This window comes from Enterobacter cloacae complex sp. 6730903, assembly GCF_048283985.1.
GTDB classification, from domain to species: Bacteria; Pseudomonadota; Gammaproteobacteria; order Enterobacterales; family Enterobacteriaceae; genus Enterobacter; species Enterobacter hormaechei_C.
In genome coordinates, this window is record NZ_JBLVXX010000001.1 from 1 (window position 1) to 22,622 (window position 22,622).

Genomic DNA, 22,622 nt, shown 5'->3' on the forward strand with positions numbered 1-22,622 from the left:
GACAGCCGAAGCAATTATCGGCAATGCTCTGGCTATTGCTGATGTTGTTGTGCGGCAGACTGCGCAGCAGGGCGCAAACTCTGCGACATTCGAACAGCTTCGGGAGGTGATTGCCACTGAGACGGAGGCGCGAGTTACTGATGTTACCCGTCTTGAGGCAAAAAATGCGCAGAATGAAGCCGGTATTACTGATGTTCGCCAGGCATTAGCGACGGAAACTGAAGCGCGCGCTTCTGCGGTAAGCCAATTGACTGCTGCCACGCAGGTCGCCTCTGATAAAGCTGATTCAGCTGCTGCTGTAGGTGCTCAGAATACAGCATCAATCACTGATCTTAGCCAGGTTGTCACAGACCTCGATTCCTCAATGGCATCACGTCTGGAAGAACTGGGTGCACAAACTGATAAGGCCAGCGGCGGTATTCAGAACAATGCTATAGCGCTGATCACCAGCACGCTCGCGCAGGTTAACCAGCGTAACCTTCTGAGCGTGCAATATGGCGATAACAAAGCCGGTATTGAGCGGGTCGATAATGTAATGGCCGATGCCAGCAAAGCTGTTGCTGAGTCGTTGCGCACCCTTGACTCCAGTGCCGGTGGAAACACCGCGAATGTCACTGATCTGTCAAAGACGCTTGCTGACTTCACACAGGCTTCGGCAACTCAGATCAATTCGCTGAAGGTCACCGTTAATGGCCAGCAGGCCGCTATTGTCCAGAATGCTCAGGTATCAGCGGACATCAACAATAACCTGAATGCGATGTACAGCATTAAGGTGGCTATTGATGCCAACGGTCGTCAGTATGCTGCAGGCATGGGTATTGGTGTTCAGAACACTCCATCCGGCATGCAGTCGCAGGTGTTGTTCCTGGCAGACCGATTTGCCGTCATGAACCAGGCAGGAGGTAATGTTACGCTGCCGTTCGTTATCCAGAATGAACAAGTCATTATCAGGGACACGGTCATCGGCGACGGGACCATCAGTAATGCCAAAATCGGCAACTATATCCAGTCCAATAACTACGTCGCAGGTTCGGTAGGTTGGAAACTTGATAAAGGGGGCACGCTGGAAATGAATGGTGCCACATCAGGGCAGGGCAGATTAACGCTGAATAATACCCGCATGGATGTTTATGATCAGAATGGAACGCTTCGCGTAAGAATAGGACAATTATGATGATTAAATTTTTGGCTATTACAACCTGTTTTATCCTGACTGGATGCGCTTATAAAGAATCAACGGTTGATGCTGACTGCACAGCAGTTTATACGCTGAAAACATTTGTGGTCGGAGGTGATTATCCTGTGAAGATTAATGCGGTCAGGCATGACAGATTTGGGCGAGTTTATTATCGTGCAGCACCAGGGCAATCGTATGTGAATTTTTATGGTCGCTGGCAGCCAGCGACTTCATTTATGCATGGAGACTGCCCACGATGAGCTATGGATACCAAATATTTGATGATACTGGAGTGGATATAACTGGCCTAATTACTCCCATATTTTTCCTTGACAAGTTGACATCGCCATCAGGGACCAAAACATACCCTGCCCCACCGGCAGGTAAAACGCTTAAGGCATTAGTGATAAATTCCATGCTCTGGAATGGTTCGGCAGGTAATTCGTCAGTTAGCGTCAGCGGAAATACTGTGACGTGGAGCGGTCTTGCAGGGAATTCTACATTTTTTGCCATGGTTTACTGGGGGTAGTGATGTCATATGGTATGCAGATTTTGCGGCCGGACGGAAATTTATGGCTAAGTCCTGAGGTAACACCGATGAATCTTATTGATAAAGGTGTCATGGCTGGAATTAATGGCGAGGTATTTCAGACGCGCATCCCATCAGGAATACCGGCTATCTTCTTTGTAAGAATGCAGAATGAATTGTACGCATCATTCAGCCAGATTGACCAAAACGGATACAACTCACTCAGGATTGATGTTAATGCAGGTGTGGGGAGTATCCATATTTATGCTTTTGCTGCGATGGTGGTTGCTTCTCCAGCATTTGGGATCGCGATGTATGACGCTTCAGGTAAAATGATTTATCACGGAAATATGAGGCCACTTGAGTGCTATCAGGTTGCAAGTCAGGGAACAAACACCCGTATTGATGTTGGATATCTTGCCGCCGTGTGTCCTGTGCAGATGTCAGTATATTCAGTTGTTAACTCATCGGTTGGTGGATGGAATATATTCGTATCTTCATCATCAGCAAGTGGAAGCATTGTTTCCACGCCAAGCCGACAAGTTGCAAACACATCTGGTCCGGCGGGTTTCATATGGAGCAATTCAATGTTGGTCATTAATGCATCAAAATATGATTAAGGATTCATAATGTCTGCAGGAACTATCACCCTGACAAACGGGTCCGCTGTTGTTGGCGGTTCCTGAACCTCATTCGCAACCGAACTCGCCGCAGGTGACTTTATTGTCTCTACTGTTGGCGGTGTACCGTATACATTGCCCGTAAAATCGGTAGAGAGTAATGCGCAACTTACGCTGGCGTTATTGAGAAGCAGCAACCCGTATGCACCGGAACAGCCCTGGTCGGCGGACAGGAAAGCAGCGTCAAGATCTACGGAGTCCGTAAACAAAACAATCAGACACAGTACCGCGCCGGTTATCCCTTTAACTGGACCTGGGTCAGCGCCAACACGTTCACCAGCACTACCTGCCAATAACTCATTCAATTTTGAACAAACCCCGCTCCGGCGGGGTTTTTTATTGCCTGGAGAAAACATGATTTATACCACTGGCACTATCGCCATCAGCGGAAACACCCTTACAGGTACCGGCACAAACTTCACTGCTGCTGGTTCTCTTATTCGTAACGGCTGTACCGTTATTGCAATGACCAGCCCTGTGCAGGTATTTCAGATTACCACCATCGGCAGCGCAACAAGTCTCACCGTAACGCCAGCAGCTAACCCAACTGTTCCCGCCGGAACCCGATTTGCCATTCTTCTGAGTGACAGTCTGAGCGTGGATGGTCTGGCGCAGGATATCGCTGAAACCTTCACGATGTACCAGCGCTACATGAGTGGGTTCGCTGATGTAATGAACGGGACATCTGATGTCACCATCACTATCAACGGCACTGCCGTTACCGTGCCGGGTCAGAAGTCACTGGCCAAGAAAGGCGCTAACAGTGACATTACCAGTCTTGGCGGATTTACAACTGCGCTAAGTATTTCGCAGGGTGGTACAGGTTCGACAAGCGCATCAGGCGCTCGAACAAACCTTGGTTTGGGAGACAGCGCAATCAAGAACACTGGTGAGGGTGATAATAATGTGCTGGTGTCTGGGGCGTTTGGCTTGGGTTCTAAAAATTTACCAGTAATCAACGACATCTGGGACAAAAGCCATGGAACCCGCTTTTGCAATGTTAATCCCGCGACCTCTGGCGGTCCTGGAATGTATGGTTCTGGCATCCGGTTATCAGACCGTAATATTGGGAGTGGAAGCACTCCGGTAGCGCAACAATCATTTGCTGCGCTGATTCTTAGCGGGAAAATTATTCAGTTCATGAGTATGGCGGATGGTAATGATTCTGGCTGGATGCAGATTTACCACACTGGAAATACGACCCGTGCATCTGACGGTACGTTAAAAGCCGCTTCTCCGATTGTACAGTTGTTCAGTGATGGTTCGTGTCAGCTTAACGATGAATCTGAAGGATGCACTGTAACCCGCCAGGCTATCGGTGAGTATCTGATTGAAGGGTGTATGGGGCTGAATGCTGACGCTACATGGGGTGGGATTGATGGCGGCTTTGAAATACCCACTGATCGAAATAAGCAGCCTTTAATCTGGCTGGACTATAAGGTTAAGGCTGACGGTTCTATCTTGGTGAAAACCTACCACCGCACACATCCTTCGGCACCTGCTTATGCCAGAAATGAACGTGACGGGATCAATGACGGAGAGCCTATTGATATCCCGTCAGATCAGTTCGTCAGCGTTCGAGTAGAAATGCCTGCTAACAGCATCTGGAATCAAAAACAGCTGGCTGCTAAAAAAGCTCTCGATGACGCTCATGAATTAGAAGCCAACAAATAGAGTGGCTCTTGATAGGGCTGCCGCCCATCGCATGAAAAACGGGCGGCAACTGGTTGCTCTGTATTCATGCCCGAGTAAAATTTACAGGCCAACCTGGCGAACGGTCGGGGACTCAGAAACCAGCCACATATCGGACTCTTCAAACATTTCCTCCAGCATGCGGTTCAGTTTTTCCCGATCACTTTTGCTGGCATCGCTATTTAAACCGTTCGCCTGCATTGGCTTCACCTTCACTTCGGCATCGGGGAAAATCTGGTGCACCCGCTTCTTCAACTCGGCCAGTATGATCTCTCTGGCCCCTTTGAGCCCCTCAACATTACGCTTGTCATAAACTAGTTCAACGAACATAACCATCCCTCTCGCTTACTTGATCTCTGCAAATAAAAATACTACTGTATGCATATACAGTCAATGTGTCATGAGGGCTATACTTATGCCTCGTAAATCAGATATTCATGCAGCTTTTTTAGCCTCTATAGAACAGAATCAAAAGGGTTACCTTTGTCTCAATACAAATAAATTCATCAATAAGTTGCGCGAGAAGAGCTGGCATTTCAGCCAGGCGGATGCAAATACATGGATCGAGCGATACCAGCCGGACTTCGCCGATAAGACGACAAACGGCAGCGAGAACCGGTACTGGATCCTGCGTAACATGGGGAGGGTTTTCTAATGGGCTTTCCTTCGCCGGCTACGGATTACGTTGAACAGCGTATATCGCTTGACGAGCGCATCATCACCAGGCCAGCGGCTACGTACTTTATGCGGGCCGGTGCAACGCATTACCGAGAAGGTATCCTCAATGGTGCTTTGCTGGTTGTCGACGCGTCAATGTCTCCATGTGATGGTTCATTGCTGGTTTGCACAGATAGCGGTGAGTTTAGGATTAAGCGGTATCGCACACACCCGCGGCCACACCTGGAAAACCTTGAGAACGGTAAACGGGAGAGTTTGCCAGATAAGGATGAGGTATCCGACACTTCGCGTCCGGTATTTGGGGTGATCACGTATATCATCAACGACGCGCGGTCTGGTGAGTTTGATGATTGTCCGGTGATGTAACATCGTATGTTAATGAAGAGATCGTATGCTGACGATTTCGGCGCTACAGTGTAATATGCAGGCCAGTCGTTGATGGGGTAGTTACTGTGGGATGTCCACCGCTGTGTCCATCAAGAACCAATTATCTGCATAGCGAGTTAAAAAATTCATATTTATGAAGAACATAAGAAACTTCTCCATTATTGCTCACATTGACCACGGTAAGTCGACGCTGTCTGACCGTATTATCCAGATTTGCGGTGGCCTGTCTGATCGTGAAATGGCAGCCCAGGTTCTGGACTCCATGGACCTGGAACGCGAACGCGGTATTACCATCAAAGCGCAGAGCGTGACGCTCGACTATAAAGCTTCCGATGGTGAAACCTATCAGCTGAACTTTATCGACACCCCAGGGCACGTTGACTTCTCTTATGAAGTGTCACGCTCGCTGGCGGCCTGCGAAGGTGCGCTGCTGGTGGTGGATGCCGGGCAGGGCGTAGAGGCCCAGACGCTGGCAAACTGCTACACCGCCATGGAAATGGATCTTGAAGTGGTGCCGGTTCTGAATAAAATCGACCTGCCAGCCGCCGATCCTGAGCGCGTAGCGGAAGAGATTGAAGACATCGTCGGTATTGATGCGACCGATGCAGTGCGCTGCTCGGCGAAAACTGGCGTCGGCGTTCCGGATGTACTGGAACGTCTGGTGCGTGATATTCCGCCGCCGGAAGGCGACCCGGATGCGCCGCTACAGGCGCTGATCATCGACTCCTGGTTTGATAACTACCTCGGCGTTGTCTCGCTGGTGCGTATTAAAAATGGCACCATGCGTAAAGGCGACAAAATCAAGGTCATGAGCACCGGCCAGGTCTACAACGCTGACCGTCTGGGCATCTTCACGCCAAAACAGGTTGACCGTACCGAACTGAAATGCGGCGAAGTGGGTTGGCTGGTCTGTGCAATTAAAGACATCCTCGGCGCGCCAGTAGGCGATACCCTGACCGGCGCACGTAACCCGGCAGATAAAGCGCTGCCAGGCTTCAAAAAGGTGAAACCACAGGTTTATGCGGGTCTGTTCCCGGTCAGCTCCGACGATTACGAGAACTTCCGCGATGCGCTCGGAAAGCTGAGCCTCAACGATGCCTCCCTGTTCTACGAGCCAGAAAGCTCAACGGCGCTGGGCTTCGGCTTCCGCTGTGGCTTCCTCGGTCTGCTGCACATGGAGATCATTCAGGAACGTCTGGAGCGTGAATACGATCTGGATCTGATCACCACCGCCCCGACGGTTGTCTACGAAGTAGAAACCACGTCGAAAGAGGTGATCTACGTTGACAGCCCGTCCAAGCTCCCGCCGCTGAACAATATTCAGGAACTGCGCGAGCCTATCGCAGAGTGTCACATGCTGCTGCCGCAGGAGTTCCTCGGTAACGTGATCACCCTGTGTATTGAGAAGCGTGGCGTGCAGACCAACATGGTTTACCACGGTAACCAGGTGGCGCTGACCTATGAAATTCCGATGGCGGAAGTGGTGCTCGACTTCTTCGACCGTCTGAAGTCTACCTCCCGTGGCTATGCGTCGCTGGACTACAACTTCAAACGCTTCCAGGCCTCGAACATGGTTCGTGTGGACGTGCTGATCAACGGTGAGCGTGTGGATGCGCTGGCGCTGATCACCCACAACGATAACGCACCGTACCGTGGTCGTGAGCTGGTTGAGAAGATGAAAGATCTGATCCCGCGTCAGCAGTTTGACATTGCGATTCAGGCGGCCATTGGCAACCACATCATTGCCCGTTCAACCGTGAAACAGCTGCGTAAAAACGTTCTGGCTAAGTGTTACGGCGGCGACGTCAGCCGTAAGAAAAAGCTGTTGCAGAAGCAGAAAGAAGGTAAGAAGCGTATGAAGCAGGTCGGTAACGTTGAGCTGCCGCAGGAAGCATTCCTTGCCATCCTTCATGTTGGTAAAGACGGTAACGGTAAATAACCTTAAGGAGTTGGCATGGCGAACATGTTTGCCCTGATCCTGGTCATCGCTACCCTGGTGACAGGTCTGTTGTGGTGCCTGGATAAGTTTATCTTCGCCCCAAAACGCCGTGAACGTCAGGCTGCCGCGCAGGCAGCCACGGGCGATGCGCTGGACGCGAAAACCCTGAAAAAAGTCGGCCCAAAACCGGGCTGGCTGGAGACAGGGGCATCGGTATTCCCGGTGCTGGCGATTGTGCTGGTGGTGCGTTCATTTATCTATGAACCGTTCCAGATCCCGTCAGGATCGATGATGCCAACGCTGCTGATCGGTGATTTCATTCTGGTTGAGAAGTTTGCTTATGGCATCAAAGATCCGATCTACCAGAAAACGCTGATCGAAACGGGTCATCCGAAACGTGGCGACATCGTGGTGTTTAAATATCCGGAAGATCCGCGGCTGGATTATATTAAACGCGCGGTAGGTCTGCCGGGCGATAAAGTGACCTACGATCCGGTGGCGAAAGAGGTGACCATTCAGCCAGGCTGTAGCTCTGGCACCGCATGTGAAAATGCGCTGCCAGTCACTTACTCCAACGTTGAGCCAGCTGATTTTGTGCAGACCTTCGCCCGCCGTAACGGCGGTGAAGCGACCAGCGGATTCTTCCAGGTGCCAAAAGGTGAAACCAAAGAGAATGGCATTCGTCTGGTTGAACGCAAAGAGACGCTGGGCGATGTCACTCACCGCATTCTGACCGTGCCCATCGCACAGGATCAGCTGGCAATGTACTACCAGCAGCCAGGCCAACAGCTGGCGACCTGGATTGTGCCGCCGGGACACTACTTCATGATGGGTGACAACCGCGATAACTCTGCGGACAGCCGTTACTGGGGCTTTGTGCCGGAAGCGAATCTGGTCGGTAAAGCAACAGCTATCTGGATGAGTTTTGAGAAGCAGGAAGGCGAGTGGCCGACCGGCGTTCGCCTCAATCGTATTGGCGGAATTCATTAATTTTCGTCAAAAATAACACGTAGCGGCTTTTATTCGCCGCTACGTGAATTATTTCAGCGATAAATCTCTTTGAACTAACGACATCCCCTGTCGTTGTGTATAGAATATTCCCCCGAAGTTTAAGGTTGGCCCTGCAAGGGTGCCACGGCACACGAAACCGCGTTGGTTTTCTCAGGTCGGTTTCGTGTGCTGCATTTTTGACGCATTCATTTATTGGTATCGCATGAACCCCATCGTAATTAATCGGCTTCAACGGAAGCTGGGCTACACTTTTCATCATCAGGAGTTGTTGCAACAGGCATTAACCCATCGCAGTGCCAGCAGCAAACATAATGAGCGTCTCGAGTTTTTAGGCGACTCTATTTTAAGTTTCGTGATTGCAAATGCGCTTTATCATCGTTTTCCGCGTGTGGACGAAGGTGATATGAGCCGCATGCGCGCCACGCTGGTGCGCGGCAATACCCTCGCTGAAATCGCACGCGAGTTTGAGCTGGGTGAATGTCTGCGTCTGGGGCCAGGTGAGCTGAAAAGTGGTGGTTTCCGTCGTGAATCCATCCTTGCCGATACGGTCGAGGCATTGATCGGTGGCGTGTTCCTGGACAGCGATATCCAGACCGTAGAAAAGCTGATCCTGAACTGGTATCAGACCCGCCTGGACGAAATCAGCCCGGGCGATAAACAAAAAGATCCTAAAACGCGTCTGCAAGAATATTTGCAGGGTCGTCATCTGCCGCTGCCATCCTATCTGGTGGTGCAGGTGCGTGGCGAAGCCCACGATCAGGAATTTACCATCCATTGCCAGGTCAGTGGCCTGAGTGAACCGGTGGTCGGCACGGGTTCAAGCCGTCGTAAGGCTGAACAGGCTGCCGCCGAACAGGCGTTAAAAATGCTGGAGCTGGAATGAGCATCGACAAAACTTATTGCGGATTTATTGCCATCGTCGGACGTCCGAACGTTGGCAAATCCACCCTGCTGAATAATCTGCTTGGGCAGAAGATTTCCATCACCTCGCGTAAGGCGCAGACCACGCGTCACCGCATCGTCGGTATCCATACTGAAGGCGCGTATCAGGCGATCTACGTCGATACCCCGGGCCTGCACATGGAAGAGAAGCGCGCCATCAACCGTCTGATGAACAAGGCGGCGAGCAGCTCCATTGGCGACGTAGAGCTGGTGATTTTCGTTGTGGAAGGCACCCGCTGGACGCCGGACGACGAAATGGTCCTGAACAAGCTGCGCGACGGCAAAACGCCGGTGATCCTCGCGGTCAATAAAGTGGACAACGTGCAGGAAAAAGCCGATCTGCTGCCGCACCTGCAATGGCTGGGCAGCCAGATGAACTTCCTGGACATCGTCCCGCTGTCTGCGGAAACGGGTCTGAACGTTGATACCATCGCGGGCATCGTGCGCAAGCATCTGCCGGAAGCGACTCATCACTTCCCGGAAGACTACATCACCGATCGCTCTCAGCGTTTTATGGCGTCTGAAATCATCCGTGAGAAGCTGATGCGTTTTCTGGGCGCCGAGCTGCCGTACTCTGTGACGGTGGAGATCGAGCGTTTCCAGAGCAACGAGCGCGGCGGTTACGATATCAACGGTCTGATCCTCGTTGAGCGAGAAGGGCAGAAGAAGATGGTGATCGGCAATAAAGGCGCCAAGATCAAAACTATCGGAATCGAAGCCCGTAAAGACATGCAGGACATGTTTGAAGCACCGGTTCACCTGGAACTGTGGGTGAAAGTGAAATCTGGCTGGGCCGATGATGAGCGTGCGCTGCGCAGCCTCGGTTACGGCGAAGATCAGTAACTCAAGACGACGAGCATATGGATGGATGGCAGCGCGCCTTTGTCCTGCATAGTCGTCCCTGGAGCGAAACCAGCCTGATGCTGGACGTCTTCACGGAAGAGTCCGGTCGCGTGCGCCTTGTTGCCAAAGGCGCACGTTCCAGACGTTCTAATCTGAAAGGTGCCTTGCAGCCTTTCACCCCGCTGCTGGTCCGCTTTGGCGGGCGAGGGGAAGTCAAAACCCTGCGCAGTGCTGAAGCCGTCTCCCTGGCGCTTCCTCTTTCTGGTATCACGCTCTACAGCGGTTTGTATGTTAACGAACTCATCTCACGGGTTCTTGAACATGAGACCCGCTTCTCTGAACTTTTCTTTGATTACCTGCACTGTATTCAGGCACTTGCTGGCGCAACCGGCACCCCTGAGCCTGTGCTGCGTCGTTTCGAACTGGCGCTGCTCGGGCACCTTGGTTACGGCGTCGATTTTCTACACTGTGCGGGAAGCGGAGACGAGGTAGAAGACACCATGACCTATCGCTATCGTGAGGAAAAGGGCTTTATTGCCAGTGTCGTCGTCGATAACAGCACCTTTACCGGGCGCCAGCTCCGGGCGCTTTATGAACGCGAGTTCCCGGACGCCGACACCCTGCGTGCGGCAAAACGCTTTACCCGAATTGCGCTCAAGCCGTATCTTGGGGGCAAACCTTTAAAGAGCCGCGAATTATTCAGGCAGTTTATGCCGAAAAGCTAATGTTTTACCCCTCACCCCAGCCCTCTCCCGGAGGGAGAGGGAGAAGGTAAATGAACAAAAATACCGAGGATTGTCATGGCTGAATTACTGTTAGGCGTCAACATCGATCACATCGCCACGTTACGTAATGCACGCGGTACCGCGTATCCCGATCCGGTTCAGGCGGCGTTTATCGCCGAGCAGGCTGGCGCCGACGGCATTACCGTTCACCTGCGTGAAGATCGTCGCCACATCACCGACCGCGACGTACGTATCCTGCGTCAGACGCTGGACACCCGCATGAACCTGGAGATGGCGGTCACCGAAGAGATGCTGACCATTGCCTGCGACACCAAACCGCATTTTTGCTGCCTGGTGCCGGAAAAGCGTCAGGAAGTGACCACCGAAGGCGGTCTGGATGTGGCCGGGCAGCTCGACAAAATGCGCGATGCCTGCAAACGCCTGGCGGATGCCGGTATCCTGGTTTCTCTGTTTATCGACGCCGATTTCACCCAGATTAAAGCCGCTGCCGACGTGGGTGCGCCGTATATTGAAATTCACACCGGCTGCTATGCCGATGCCGAAAACGACGCAGCGCAGGCGAAAGAGCTGGAGCGAATCGCCAGAGCGGCAACCTACGCCGCGAGCCTGGGACTGAAGGTTAACGCCGGACACGGCCTGACCTATCACAACGTAAAAGCCATCGCTGCCCTGCCGGAAATGCACGAGCTGAACATCGGTCACGCCATTATTGGTCGTGCGGTGATGAGCGGTCTGAAAGAAGCGGTTTCCGAGATGAAGCGCCTGATGCTGGAAGCGCGTCAGTAATGGCTATTCTGGGCTTAGGCACCGACATCGTTGAAATAGCCCGCATTGAAGCGGTGATCGCCCGGAGCGGCGATCGCCTCGCAAGACGCGTGCTGAGCGATAACGAATGGGCTATCTGGGAGGCGCATCAACAGCCGGTGCGCTTTCTGGCAAAGCGTTTCGCGGTAAAAGAGGCGGCGGCGAAAGCGTTCGGCACGGGCATTCGTAACGGCCTGGCGTTTAACCAGTTTGAAGTGTTTAACGATGAGCTGGGTAAGCCACGTCTGCGTTTATGGGGCGAGGCGCTTAAGCTGGCGGAAAAGCTCGGCGTGGCGCACATGCACGTAACGCTAGCCGATGAACGCCACTACGCCTGTGCGACGGTGATTATCGAAAGTTAAATTTTGTCCGCATGGTGCATCAGGACAAACTTATCCCACAGCTGTTCTTCGTTCTCGACGTGTGCCGGATCTTTTAAGATCGTATTGGGAATGGGGCACACCTTCTGGCAGGTCGGCGTCTCATAGTGGCCGATGCATTCGGTGCAGCGGTCGCTGTTAATCTCATAAATGCTGTCGCCCATCGAAATCGCCTCGTTCGGGCATTCGGGTTCGCACATATCGCAGTTGATGCATTTTTTGGTGATTAACAGCGCCATCAGGAAATTCTCAGAAACATCACAAACAGGGCGGGCATTATACGCTCATTCGTTGTTCAGACCAGTTTTTTTACCAGCTCTTCGCTGTGACGAATACGCTCTGGCGCACGCTCCAGATCCTGCTGAACCAGCGCCATAAACAGCAGGTCCGTCAGCATCATCTGCGCACTCGTCGACGAAATCGCCGCGCTGCGAGTGGCCTGTTCCTCGGCAATGGTATACAGACAGCGGGAGGCCCGCTGCTGGAGCGCATTCGGACTAAAACCGGTAATCGCCAGAATTTTTCCGCCTACGCGCAGGGCTTCGTCGGTAGCCATATTAATTTCACGGCGCTCGCCGGAATAGGAGATGGCCAGCAGTAAATCGTCAGGATCCATGGCCTGCACGGTCGCCAGCAGCGCGTGCATATCCTGTTCAACGATGGCGTTATAGCCGATTTTTGTCAGCTTCCAGCCAAAGTTACGCGCAACCAGTCCGGAGGCGCCGATTCCGGTCAGCACAATACGCCGCGCGTCGCGAAGCATGGCTACGCTTTCCAGCAGCTTCTCTTCCGTGTTCACATCCAGCGTGGCATGCATTGCCGCCACGTTCTCCTTGATCAGCTTTTCGCCGACCAGACGCATCGGATCGTCGCCGCGGATCTGGTTATGCACCGGCATTGACTGCGGATTAGGGTTGCTTACCAGTGCTTCACTGATCGCCAGTTTTAGCGCCGGAAAGCCCTTATAGCCTATCTTCTGGGCAAATTTCACCACGCTCGACTGGCTCACCCCGGCTTCGCCTGCCAGCTGCTGGGAGCTGAGGTGTCGCGCGCGATCGGGCTGGGAAAGTAAATAATCCGCCAGCTTTTTGTCACTCTGGGCAAACCCTGCGTAGCGCTGGCGAATACGAATTAAACAGTTCATACGGTCTCCTGGCGAAAATGTGATTACCCGCGCAAATACGAATTTTGCTCGCCTGAATGAATTTTATATTCCATTATAGTGCGTTTATTATGAATTAAAAATTCCAGAGGTAAATAACATGAATCTAGGCTCTCTTGTTTCTGAAACGCGTAACCCGCAAACCATGGATCTTGATGCACTGTCCACGCTGGAGCTGGTAAACCGCTTTAATCAACAGGATACCCTCGTCGCGCTGGCAGTCAAAGAGACATTGCCCGAGGTGGCGAAAGCCGTAGACGCCGCTGCCGACGCTCTGAAAGCAGGAGGACGCATTATTTACATGGGGGCGGGTACCAGTGGGCGCCTCGGTGTGCTGGATGCCTCAGAATGTCCGCCGACCTTTGGCGTTCCGCACGGTCTGGTCGTTGGCCTGATTGCCGGTGGCCCCGGCGCGCTGCTGAAAGCGGTGGAAGGGGCAGAAGACAATAAACAGCTTGGGGAAGACGATCTCAGGGCGCTGAACCTGACCGCGCAGGATCTGGTCGTCGGGCTGGCGGCTTCTGGTCGTACGCCGTACGTCATTGGTGGGCTGGAATACGCCAGACAGACGGGATGTACCACGGTAGCCATCTCCTGTAACCCGGGCTCGCCGATTGCGCAGGTGGCCGCCATTGCCATCTCTCCGGTCGTCGGGCCGGAAGCGCTTACCGGCTCCACGCGCCTGAAATCCGGAACCGCGCAGAAGCTGGTGCTCAATATGATCTCCACCGGCGCGATGGTGAAATTTGGCAAGGTCTACCAAAACCTGATGGTGGATATGCAGGCCACCAACGTCAAGCTGGTGGACAGAGCCTGCCGCATGGTGATAGAGGCGACAGGGGCAGGTCGGGAAGAGGCGGAAGCGGTACTCAAACAGACCGATTACGACGTCAAACCCGCCATTCTGATGATATTAACCGGGCTGGATGCAGCCGCGGCCAGAGCCAGGCTCGAAGCCCATCACGGGTTTTTACGGGCGGCATTAGAACACCAATAAGAGGCGTGTATGGACAAAACAGCAGCGCTCGCCAGCGACATCCTGCTCGGGATCGGTGGGGAAAAAAATATTCAGCGTCTGGAAAACTGCATGACGCGTGTACGCGTCGAGGTGCACAACGACGAAAAGCTTGATGTAACGCGCCTGAAGCAACTCCCCGGCGTGAGCGGGTACGTTAAACAGGGGCAACAGCACCAGCTGATTGTCGGTCCGGGCAAAGCGGCGCAGGTGGTTGATGCCATGCGCGCCCTGATGACGGGCGGTGAAACGGCTCCCACCTTTGACGACGCGGAACGCACCAAAGCGCAGGCGAAAGCCAAATACAAAGCCCCCATGAGCGATGCGCTGCGCCAGCTGGCAAACGTCTTTATTCCTCTGATCCCGGCGTTTATCGCGTCGGGGCTGATCACCGGGATTATCAATATCCTCAAGCGTCCGGATATTGTCGGGAATTTTGCCACCCAGTATCCGAACCTGCTGGGTATTCTGGCGATTTTCGGCAGCGCGGTGTTTGCCATCATGAACATTCTGGTGGGGGTGAACACGGCCAAAGTGTTCGGCGGCTCGCTGGCGATGGGCGGCGTAATGGCGGGGATCCTCTCCAGCCCGCAACTGGCGCAGATTACGCTGTTTGGCGAGGCGCTTCAGCCTGGCCGCGGTGGGGTGATTGCCGTGCTGCTGGTGGTCATTCTGATGTGCTGGATCGAGAAAAAGCTGCGCGCGTTGCTGCCCGGCTCGATTGAGCTGATCCTCAACCCGCTGCTGACCACATTGATTACCGGGAGCGTGGCGATTGTGGCGCTGCAACCGTTAGGCGGCGTGATCTCTGAAGCCATCGCTCACGGCGCGTCTCTGGCGATCGATCGCGGCGGGCTGCTGGTGGGGGCCGTGCTGTCCGGGACCTTCCTGCCGTTAGTGCTGACCGGTCTGCATCAGGGGCTGGTGCCGATCCATGTCGAACTGGTACAGGCGCACGGCTATAACGCACTGCTGCCGATCCTGTCGATGGCGGGCGTTGGGCAGGTCGGCGCGGCCATCGCGGTGCTGATGAAAACCCGCAACGCGCGTCTGAAAAAGGTCATTAAAGGGGCGCTGCCGGTCGGGTTACTCGGTATCGGCGAACCGTTGATTTTCGGCGTGACCTTGCCACTGGGTAAACCGTTCCTGGCCGCCTGTCTCGGTGGCGCGGTGGGCGGGGCGTTAATCAGCTACTGGAAAGTGGCGACCGTCATTACCTTCGGGATCTCCGGTTTACCGCTGGCATTAACCATCGTGACCGGAAAAGTGATGCTCTATCTGTTAGGCTATCTGGTAGCGGTGATCGCCGGGTTCCTGTTTACCTGGCTGTTAGGATTCAACGACCCAGAGGAGTAAGGTTTGGCCAGTCACGAGCGTCGCGTTGTCTTTTTTGATCTGGATGGAACGCTGCATCAGCAGGATATGTTCGGTACCTTTATGCGCTACCTGCTGCGGCGCCAGCCCCTTAACGCGTTGCTGGTATTACCCCTGTTACCCGTTATTGGCATCGCGCTGCTGGTGAAAGGCCGAGCAGCGCGCTGGCCGATGAGCCTGCTGCTCTGGGGATGCACGTTTGGTCATAGCGAAGCGCGCCTTAAGCAGCTCGAACAGGATTTTGCGCATTGGTTTCGCGGGCACGTCGCCGCGTTTCCCGTGGTACAGGCGCGCCTGACCAGCTATCTCGACGCCAACGATGCTGATATCTGGCTGATTACCGGCTCCCCGCAGACGCTGGTGGAGCAGGTCTATTTTGATACGCCCTGGCTGCCGCGCGTGAATCTTATTGCGACACAAATCGCGCGCGGCTACGGCGGCTGGGTGCTGACTATGCGCTGCCTCGGACATGAAAAAGTGGTGCAGCTGGAGAAACGCATCGGTACGCCGCTGCGTCTGTACAGCGGCTACAGCGACAGCAAGCAGGACAACCCGCTGCTCTATTTTTGCCAGCATCGCTGGCGCGTTACTCCCCTCGGTGAACTTCAGCAACTCGAATAGTCTTATCTATAAGGGCTGTGTATAATGCCGCCCGCTTTTCGACTGGAGTATCAGCCCTTGTCCAACCCTGAACACAATCATGAATACTGGATGCGCCATGCGCTGGCGCTGGCTCAGCGCGCCTGGGAAGAAGGCGAAGTGCCCGTGGGCGCGGTGCTGGTCCATAACAATCAGGTGATTGGGGAAGGGTGGAACCGTCCGATTGGCCGTCACGATCCTACCGCGCATGCTGAAATTATGGCCCTGCGTCAGGGCGGACTGGTGCTGCAAAACTATCGTCTGCTTGATACCACCCTGTATGTTACCCTTGAGCCGTGCGTGATGTGCTCCGGGGCGATGGTGCACAGCCGAATCGGTACGCTGGTGTTTGGCGCGCGGGATGAAAAGACGGGCGCTGCTGGTTCACTGATGGACGTACTTGGTCATCCGGGGATGAATCACCAGGTGAAAACTATCGGCGGGGTACTTGCACCAGAATGTTCGGGTCTGTTAAGTGACTTTTTTCGAATGCGTCGGCAGCAGAAAAAGCAACAAAAGGCAGAATTGAAGCCGCAGGGTGATTAAGCTCGTCCGGTGCGACCACCGGATAGCTTTCAGCCAGCTGTTGCGCCTCGGTCGCCTCTTTTTCTTTCTCCAGCAGATATCCCACCAGACTTATCTGGTACTTACGAATATTTTCCACGTAGGCATACGCTTCATGCCCGCGCGCATAGCCGTACGTCAGCTTCTGGTACCACTGTTTCTGGCTAAGCAGCGGCAGGCGCTGTTTTACATCTGACCAGCTGTCCGGGTTACCTTTGGTTTTTGCCGTCAGCGCCCGCGCGTCGAGCATATGCGCATAACCCATGTTATAGGCGGCCAGCGCAAACCAGATACGCTCCCCTTCCGGGACCGTCTCCGGCACTTTCGCCATCATATCCTGTAAATACTGCGCGCCGCCGCTGATGCTCTGTTCCGCATCGGTCCGGTCGCTGATGCCGAGGCTCTGGGCGGTATTTTTGGTCAGCATCATCAACCCGCGCACGCCCGTGGGGGAGGTGGCCTGAGCATCCCAGTGCGATTCCTGGTAGGAAATCGCCGCCAGCAGCTTCCAGTCAATCTCCTGGGCGTACTTCTCAAACAGCGGTTGCAGATCCGGCAGCACGCTGTCCACCGCGCGCAGGAAGGTGCGGGTGTCAACGTAATCAAAATCGTCCCCGTGACCGAGATATTTCTCTTCCAGACGCGCCAGGGTGCCGTCTTCATTGATGGAATTAAAGAAATCGAGCATAGCCGCAGAGACGGTTTGATCGTCGTCCAGTTGGGTAAACCAGGTCACCGGCTGTTCGTCGGTCACATCCAGCGCCACGGCGATTTCAGGATGAACGCGCTGGAAAAGGCTGATCGCCACCGAATCAGCAATGGTATAGGCCAGCTTTTTATCTTTTACCTGCTCCAGCAATTCAGTCGTGCCGAGTTTAGGATCGACCGTCCAGCTGAGGTTCGGGTATTTTTTCTCTTTCAACGCCCGCAGATCGTCAATCACCACATGGCCTGGCGCAATGGTCAATTGCTGGTCGGTGATGTCGGCCAGTGAGCGCGGGCGCAGGCTACCCACACGATAAACCACCTGCTGCGACACGGAGTAGTAGGTCGGGCCCGGCTGATAGTTTTTGCTGCGTTCGCTGTTGTACACCAGACCTGCGGCGAGAATATCGGCACGGTCATGGTCCAAATCATCAAACAGCTGGTTGATGTTCTGCCGCACGGTAACTTTAAGCTTCACGCCCAGATAGTCCGCAAACAGCTGTGCCAGTTCGTAATCAAGACCGATGGTTTTACCGTTGATATCATCGTAAATAAGCGGGGAGGAGAGGGTACTGACGCGCAACTCCCCCCGCTCCTGAATGGCGGCGATACGGTTTTCGGCCTTGCCGAACCATGGGATAGACGGCCAGAGGGCCACTGCCAGCAGCAACGTAACAATGCCGATGAGCAGATAATTAATCTTTAATTTTTTCAATTAGTTAATTCTCTGCGACGCCGGTTGCCTCAGTGTGCTGTAGTCATGTTAAGAGTAGAGTTTGCCATTGATTGAGCGGCATTTTGCGCAAAGTAGCGCCAGTTGGCAACCAATTAGAGAGACAGGTCACATCTATTGTTAAACATAAAGGATGATTTTATTTCGACGCAAACGGTTTCGTCGGCGCTCAGGATTCTCTATAATGACGCCCGTTTTCCCCCCTTGCGCACACTGTAAGCGCCCCGGCGCTTCGAAGACGAGAGACTTATGATGGAAATTCTGCGTGGTTCGCCTGCACTGTCTGCCTTCCGTATTAACAAACTGCTGGCACGTTTTCAGGCGGCCGACCTTCCGGTAAGCAATATTTACGCTGAGTATGTCCATTTTGCTGACCTGAATGCCCCCCTGAATGCAGAGGAGCGCGTACAGCTGGAACGCCTGCTTAAATATGGCCCAAGCCTGAGCAGCCATACGCCGACCGGCAAATTAATCCTCGCCACGCCACGCCCTGGCACCATCTCCCCCTGGTCTTCCAAAGCCACCGACATCGCTCACAACTGCGGCCTGAGCCAGATTAACCGTCTGGAGCGCGGCGTAGCGTACTATGTGGAAGCATCAACCCTGAGCGACGCGCAGTGGCAGGTGGTTGCCGCAGAACTGCATGACCGCATGATGGAGAGCGTGTTTGACTCTCTGGATGATGCGCAGAAACTGTTCTCCCACCATCAGCCTGCGCCGGTACAGAGCGTGGATCTGCTGGGGCAGGGGCGTCAGGCGCTGATCGACGCAAACCTGCGTCTTGGTCTGGCGCTCGCAGAAGATGAAATCGACTACCTTCAGGATGCATTCGTTAAGCTGAATCGCAACCCGAACGATATCGAACTGTATATGTTCGCGCAGGCCAACTCCGAGCACTGCCGCCACAAGATTTTCAACGCCGACTGGATTATCGACGGCGAACAGCAGCCGAAGTCGCTGTTCAAAATGATCAAAAACACCATGGAGCAAACCCCTGACCACGTGCTGTCTGCCTATAAAGACAACGCCGCGGTAATGGAAGGTTCCGAGGTGGGCCGCTTCTTCGCCGACCGCGAAGCAGGGCGCTATGACTTCCACCAGGAGCCTGCGCATATCCTGATGAAAGTGGAAACCCACAACCACCCGACGGCCATTTCTCCGTGGCCGGGTGCGGCGACCGGCTCCGGCGGTGAAATCCGTGACGAAGGTGCGACCGGTCGCGGCGCGAAACCAAAAGCGGGTCTGGTCGGTTTCTCCGTTTCCAACCTGCGTATACCGGGCTTTGAACAGCCGTGGGAAGAAGATTTCGGCAAGCCAGAGCGCATCGTGACCGCGCTGGATATCATGACCGAAGGCCCGCTGGGCGGCGCGGCGTTCAACAACGAATTTGGTCGTCCGGCGCTGAACGGTTACTTCCGTACCTACGAAGAGAAAGTGGACAGCCATAACGGCGAAGAGCTGCGCGGCTACCACAAACCGATCATGCTGGCGGGCGGGATCGGCAACATTCGCGCCGATCACGTGCAGAAAGGCGAGATCGTCGTCGGCGCGAAGCTGATCGTGCTCGGCGGCCCGGCCATGAACATCGGTCTGGGCGGCGGGGCAGCCTCGTCTATGGCCTCCGGCCAGTCTGATGCGGATCTCGACTTCGCGTCCGTGCAGCGCGACAACCCGGAAATGGAGCGCCGCTGTCAGGAAGTGATCGACCGCTGCTGGCAGCTGGGCGATGCCAACCCGATTCTGTTCATCCACGACGTGGGCGCGGGCGGCCTGTCCAACGCTATGCCTGAGCTGGTGAGCGACGGCGGTCGCGGCGGGCGCTTCAACCTGCGCGATATCCTGAGCGATGAGCCAGGCATGAGCCCGCTGGAAATCTGGTGTAACGAATCCCAGGAGCGCTACGTGCTGGCGGTTGCCGCCGATCAGCTGCCGCTGTTTGACGAGCTGTGCCGCCGCGAGCGCGCGCCGTATGCCGTTATTGGTGAAGCGACCGAAGAGCAGCACCTCTCCTTAAGCGACACCCATTTTGACAACCAGCCGATCGATCTGCCGCTGGACGTGCTGCTCGGCAAAACGCCGAAGATGACCCGCGACGTGCAGACCCGTAAAGCGGCGGGCAAAGCGCTGGATCGTCAGGATATTACCGTTGCTGACGCGGTTAACCGCGTACTGCACCTCCCGGCGGTGGCAGAGAAAACCTTCCTGGTCACCATCGGCGACCGTACCGTGACCGGTATGGTATCGCGCGATCAGATGGTCGGCCCGTGGCAGATCCCGGTCGCTAACTGCGCCGTGACCACCGCGAGCCTCGACAGCTACTACGGCGAAGCGATGGCCCTGGGCGAACGCACCCCGGTGGCGCTGCTGGACTTCGCTGCCTCTGCCCGTCTGGCGGTCGGTGAAGCGCTGACCAACATCGCCGCGACGCAGATTGGCGATATCAAACGCATCAAACTTTCCGCGAACTGGATGGCCGCTGCCGGTCACCCTGGCGAAGATGCCGGCCTGTACGAAGCGGTGAAAGCGGTGGGTGAAGAGCTGTGTCCTGCGCTCGGCCTGACCATTCCGGTGGGTAAAGACTCCATGTCAATGAAAACCCGCTGGCAGGAAGGTAACGAGCAGCGCGAGATGACCTCTCCGCTGTCGCTGGTGATCACCGCGTTTGCGCGCGTGGAAGACGTGCGCCATACCGTTACGCCGCAGCTTTCCACTGAAGATAACGCCCTGCTGTTGATTGACCTCGGCAAAGGCCACAACGCGCTGGGCGCCACCGCGCTGGCGCAGGTTTACCGCCAGCTCGGCGATAAGCCAGCCGACGTGCGCGACGTCGCCCAGTTGAAAGGCTTCTACGACGCTATTCAGGCGCTGGTGGCGCAGCGTAAGCTGCTGGCCTACCACGACCGTTCCGATGGTGGCCTGCTGGTGACGCTGGCAGAGATGGCCTTCACCGGTCACTGCGGCGTTGAAGCAAACATTGCAACGCTTGGCGAAGACCGCCTGGCGGCGCTGTTTAACGAAGAGCTGGGTGCCGTCATTCAGGTACGCGCCGCAGATCGCGACGCGGTGGAAGCGATTCTGGCGCAGCACGGTCTGGCAGACTGCGTACACTATCTCGGTAAAGCGGTGCAGGGCGACCGTTTCGTGATTGAAGCCGACGGCCACGCGGTGTTCAGCGAAAGCCGCACCACGCTGCGTATGTGGTGGGCGGAAACCACGTGGCAGATGCAACGCCTGCGTGACAACCCGGAATGCGCCGATCAGGAACACAACGCGAAGGCGAACGACAACGATCCTGGCCTGAACGTGAAGCTCAGCTTCGACATTAACGAAGACATTGCCGCGCCGTACATTGCGACCGGTGCGCGTCCGAGAGTGGCCGTGCTGCGCGAGCAGGGCGTTAACTCCCACGTTGAGATGGCGGCCGCCTTCCACCGCGCGGGCTTTGACGCCATCGACGTCCACATGAGCGACCTGCTGGCCGGGCGTACCGGGCTGGATGATTTCCAGGCGCTGGTTGCCTGCGGGGGGTTCTCCTACGGTGACGTGCTGGGCGCGGGCGAGGGCTGGGCGAAGTCTATCCTGTTCAACAGCCGCGTGCGCGATGAGTTCGAAACCTTCTTCCACCGTCCGCAGACGCTGGCGCTGGGCGTGTGTAACGGCTGCCAGATGATGTCTAACCTGCGCGAGCTGATCCCTGGCAGCGAAGCCTGGCCGCGCTTTGTGCGTAACCAGTCTGACCGCTTCGAAGCGCGCTTCAGCCTGGTAGAAGTGACCCAAAGCCCGTCTCTGCTGTTGCAGGGAATGGTCGGTTCACAGATGCCAATCGCGGTTTCGCACGGTGAAGGTCAGGTTGAAGTGCGTGATGCGGCGCACCTGGCTCAGCTTGAAAGCAAAGGACTGGTGGCGCTGCGCTTTGTTGATAACTTCGGCAAGGTCACCGAAACCTATCCGGCTAACCCGAACGGTTCGGCAAATGGCATTACCGCGGTCACCAGCGAAAGCGGTCGGGTGACGATCATGATGCCGCACCCGGAGCGTGTCTTCCGTACCGTTAGCAACTCCTGGCACCCGGAAAACTGGGGCGAGGACAGCCCGTGGATGCGCATTTTCCGCAACGCGCGTAAACAACTGGGTTAAGTTTCAACGCACTGACTGTAGGCCCGGTAAGCGCGAGCGCCACCGGGCTTTTTTGTACCTGTCGCAAAATCGCGACAATTCTCTGGGTTGAGTGTCTCCAATAAGAGACATTTAACTTATTGATTTATATATGGCAGGAAAGGTTCCCGTTAAGGTGTTGCTTAATAGCGACACTTAGCCTGGAAATCATTCACGTCACAATCAATGCATTTTAATAATAAAACGGTTATTAATCATAAGGATAATATGAATCTTTGCAATCTGGCACGCACGTTGCATAATAGTAACCAGTGGCTCATTCACCTTCTTATGTCAGCCCCTTCGGGACGTGCTACATAAACTTCGAATGACGCACAAAAAGGTGCCTGCCGTCCAACTACTGATTATTGCAATGCTTTATCAGGCCAGGGCGAAACGTCGAGTTAGGCACCGCCTTATTCCATGACAAAGCCGGGTTTTTACCCGGCTTTGTTGTATCTGAAGGG

23 protein-coding genes are annotated in these 22,622 nt (G+C 54.8%); 19 read left to right on the forward strand and 4 right to left on the reverse strand.

The features are described 5' to 3' along the window. The 5 genes from ACNQ0W_RS00005 to ACNQ0W_RS00025 form a co-directional block, all read left to right on the forward strand. On the forward strand, positions 1–1,174 hold a 1,174-nt coding region (locus ACNQ0W_RS00005; protein ID WP_417933157.1), incomplete at its 5' end, for a DUF1983 domain-containing protein. Further along, positions 1,171–1,437 carry a hypothetical protein gene (locus tag ACNQ0W_RS00010; RefSeq protein ID WP_127353258.1) on the forward strand — a complete coding sequence of 89 codons (267 nt, stop codon included), beginning with the start codon at positions 1,171–1,173 and terminating at the stop codon, positions 1,435–1,437. The genes ACNQ0W_RS00005 and ACNQ0W_RS00010, both read left to right, overlap by 4 nt. 337 nt (positions 1,438–1,774) lie before the next feature. Then, positions 1,775–2,326 (forward strand): hypothetical protein, encoded by a 552-nt coding sequence (locus tag ACNQ0W_RS00015; RefSeq protein WP_052948721.1) that lies wholly within the window; start codon positions 1,775–1,777, stop codon positions 2,324–2,326. Between the two features lie 182 nt (positions 2,327–2,508). Continuing rightward, positions 2,509–2,682: a phage exclusion lipoprotein Cor gene (gene cor / locus ACNQ0W_RS00020; RefSeq protein ID WP_074165530.1), complete on the forward strand. Its 174-nt coding sequence runs from the start codon at positions 2,509–2,511 to the stop codon at positions 2,680–2,682. Positions 2,683–2,740: 58 nt separating this feature from the next. Continuing rightward, the gene (locus ACNQ0W_RS00025; RefSeq protein WP_417933158.1) at positions 2,741–4,060 is read left to right on the forward strand and encodes a phage tail protein; all 1,320 of its coding nucleotides are present in this window, start codon (positions 2,741–2,743) and stop codon (positions 4,058–4,060) included. An 81-nt stretch (positions 4,061–4,141) separates the two neighbouring features. On the opposite strand, the gene ACNQ0W_RS00030 is transcribed toward ACNQ0W_RS00025, so the two are convergent. Continuing rightward, positions 4,142–4,408: a DinI family protein gene (locus tag ACNQ0W_RS00030; RefSeq protein ID WP_116329931.1), complete on the reverse strand. Its 267-nt coding sequence runs from the start codon at positions 4,406–4,408 to the stop codon at positions 4,142–4,144. Positions 4,409–4,493: 85 nt separating this feature from the next. Here ACNQ0W_RS00030 and ACNQ0W_RS00035 point away from each other — a divergent pair, with 85 nt between their 5' ends. The 9 genes from ACNQ0W_RS00035 (at position 4,494) to acpS (ending at position 11,790) form a co-directional block, all read left to right on the forward strand. Then, positions 4,494–4,733, forward strand: coding sequence for a hypothetical protein (locus ACNQ0W_RS00035; RefSeq protein ID WP_058657732.1), 240 nt, complete (start codon positions 4,494–4,496; stop codon positions 4,731–4,733). Then, positions 4,733–5,122, forward strand: coding sequence for a S24 family peptidase (locus ACNQ0W_RS00040; RefSeq protein WP_126787203.1), 390 nt, complete (start codon positions 4,733–4,735; stop codon positions 5,120–5,122). Before ACNQ0W_RS00035 ends, ACNQ0W_RS00040 begins: the two co-directional genes overlap by 1 nt. A 154-nt stretch (positions 5,123–5,276) precedes the next feature. Next, on the forward strand, positions 5,277–7,082 hold the full coding sequence (gene lepA, locus ACNQ0W_RS00045; protein WP_003860714.1) for a translation elongation factor 4: 1,806 nt from the start codon (positions 5,277–5,279) through the stop codon (positions 7,080–7,082). A 15-nt stretch (positions 7,083–7,097) separates the two neighbouring features. After that, a complete protein-coding gene (gene lepB, locus ACNQ0W_RS00050) occupies positions 7,098–8,072 on the forward strand; it encodes a signal peptidase I (protein WP_006811565.1) in 975 nt (324 codons plus the stop codon). A gap of 223 nt (positions 8,073–8,295) precedes the next feature. Then, positions 8,296–8,976, forward strand: a complete 681-nt coding sequence (gene rnc, locus ACNQ0W_RS00055) for a ribonuclease III (RefSeq protein ID WP_003860711.1) — start codon at positions 8,296–8,298, stop codon at positions 8,974–8,976. After that, on the forward strand, positions 8,973–9,878 hold the full coding sequence (era, locus tag ACNQ0W_RS00060; protein WP_003860709.1) for a GTPase Era: 906 nt from the start codon (positions 8,973–8,975) through the stop codon (positions 9,876–9,878). The genes rnc and era overlap by 4 nt, the downstream gene beginning before the upstream one ends. Before the next feature lie 17 nt (positions 9,879–9,895). Continuing rightward, positions 9,896–10,603 (forward strand): DNA repair protein RecO, encoded by a 708-nt coding sequence (gene recO / locus ACNQ0W_RS00065; protein ID WP_062933314.1) that lies wholly within the window; start codon positions 9,896–9,898, stop codon positions 10,601–10,603. Positions 10,604–10,678: 75 nt separating this feature from the next. Further along, positions 10,679–11,410 (forward strand): pyridoxine 5'-phosphate synthase, encoded by a 732-nt coding sequence (gene pdxJ, locus ACNQ0W_RS00070; protein WP_062933313.1) that lies wholly within the window; start codon positions 10,679–10,681, stop codon positions 11,408–11,410. Then, positions 11,410–11,790, forward strand: coding sequence for a holo-ACP synthase (acpS, locus tag ACNQ0W_RS00075; protein ID WP_015572144.1), 381 nt, complete (start codon positions 11,410–11,412; stop codon positions 11,788–11,790). The genes pdxJ and acpS overlap by 1 nt, the downstream gene beginning before the upstream one ends. On the opposite strand, the gene ACNQ0W_RS00080 is transcribed toward acpS, so the two are convergent. Then, positions 11,787–12,047, reverse strand: coding sequence for a YfhL family 4Fe-4S dicluster ferredoxin (locus ACNQ0W_RS00080; RefSeq protein WP_003860704.1), 261 nt, complete (start codon positions 12,045–12,047; stop codon positions 11,787–11,789). The genes acpS and ACNQ0W_RS00080 overlap by 4 nt on opposite strands. A gap of 56 nt (positions 12,048–12,103) precedes the next feature. Then, positions 12,104–12,952 carry a MurR/RpiR family transcriptional regulator gene (locus tag ACNQ0W_RS00085; protein WP_062933312.1) on the reverse strand — a complete coding sequence of 283 codons (849 nt, stop codon included), beginning with the start codon at positions 12,950–12,952 and terminating at the stop codon, positions 12,104–12,106. Between the two features lie 118 nt (positions 12,953–13,070). On the opposite strand from ACNQ0W_RS00085, the gene murQ reads away from it, so the two are divergent. The 4 genes from murQ to tadA are packed head-to-tail and all read left to right on the forward strand — an operon-like array spanning position 13,071 to position 16,544. Next, a complete protein-coding gene (gene murQ, locus ACNQ0W_RS00090) occupies positions 13,071–13,967 on the forward strand; it encodes an N-acetylmuramic acid 6-phosphate etherase (RefSeq protein ID WP_015572145.1) in 897 nt (298 codons plus the stop codon). Between the two features lie 9 nt (positions 13,968–13,976). Further along, on the forward strand, positions 13,977–15,341 hold the full coding sequence (locus ACNQ0W_RS00095; protein ID WP_062933311.1) for a PTS transporter subunit EIIC: 1,365 nt from the start codon (positions 13,977–13,979) through the stop codon (positions 15,339–15,341). A 3-nt stretch (positions 15,342–15,344) separates the two neighbouring features. Beyond that, positions 15,345–15,980 (forward strand): phosphatidylglycerophosphatase C, encoded by a 636-nt coding sequence (gene yfhb, locus ACNQ0W_RS00100; protein WP_040117993.1) that lies wholly within the window; start codon positions 15,345–15,347, stop codon positions 15,978–15,980. Between the two features lie 24 nt (positions 15,981–16,004). Beyond that, positions 16,005–16,544, forward strand: a complete 540-nt coding sequence (tadA, locus tag ACNQ0W_RS00105; protein WP_022651606.1) for a tRNA adenosine(34) deaminase TadA — start codon at positions 16,005–16,007, stop codon at positions 16,542–16,544. Here tadA and mltF read toward each other — a convergent pair. Next, a complete protein-coding gene (gene mltF, locus ACNQ0W_RS00110; protein ID WP_047050324.1) occupies positions 16,432–17,982 on the reverse strand; it encodes a membrane-bound lytic murein transglycosylase MltF in 1,551 nt (516 codons plus the stop codon). The genes tadA and mltF overlap by 113 nt on opposite strands. 267 nt (positions 17,983–18,249) lie before the next feature. Between mltF and purL the strand changes: the two genes are divergently transcribed. Next, the gene (purL, locus tag ACNQ0W_RS00115) at positions 18,250–22,137 is read left to right on the forward strand and encodes a phosphoribosylformylglycinamidine synthase (RefSeq protein WP_039270178.1); all 3,888 of its coding nucleotides are present in this window, start codon (positions 18,250–18,252) and stop codon (positions 22,135–22,137) included. Positions 22,138–22,622 lie beyond the last annotated feature (485 nt).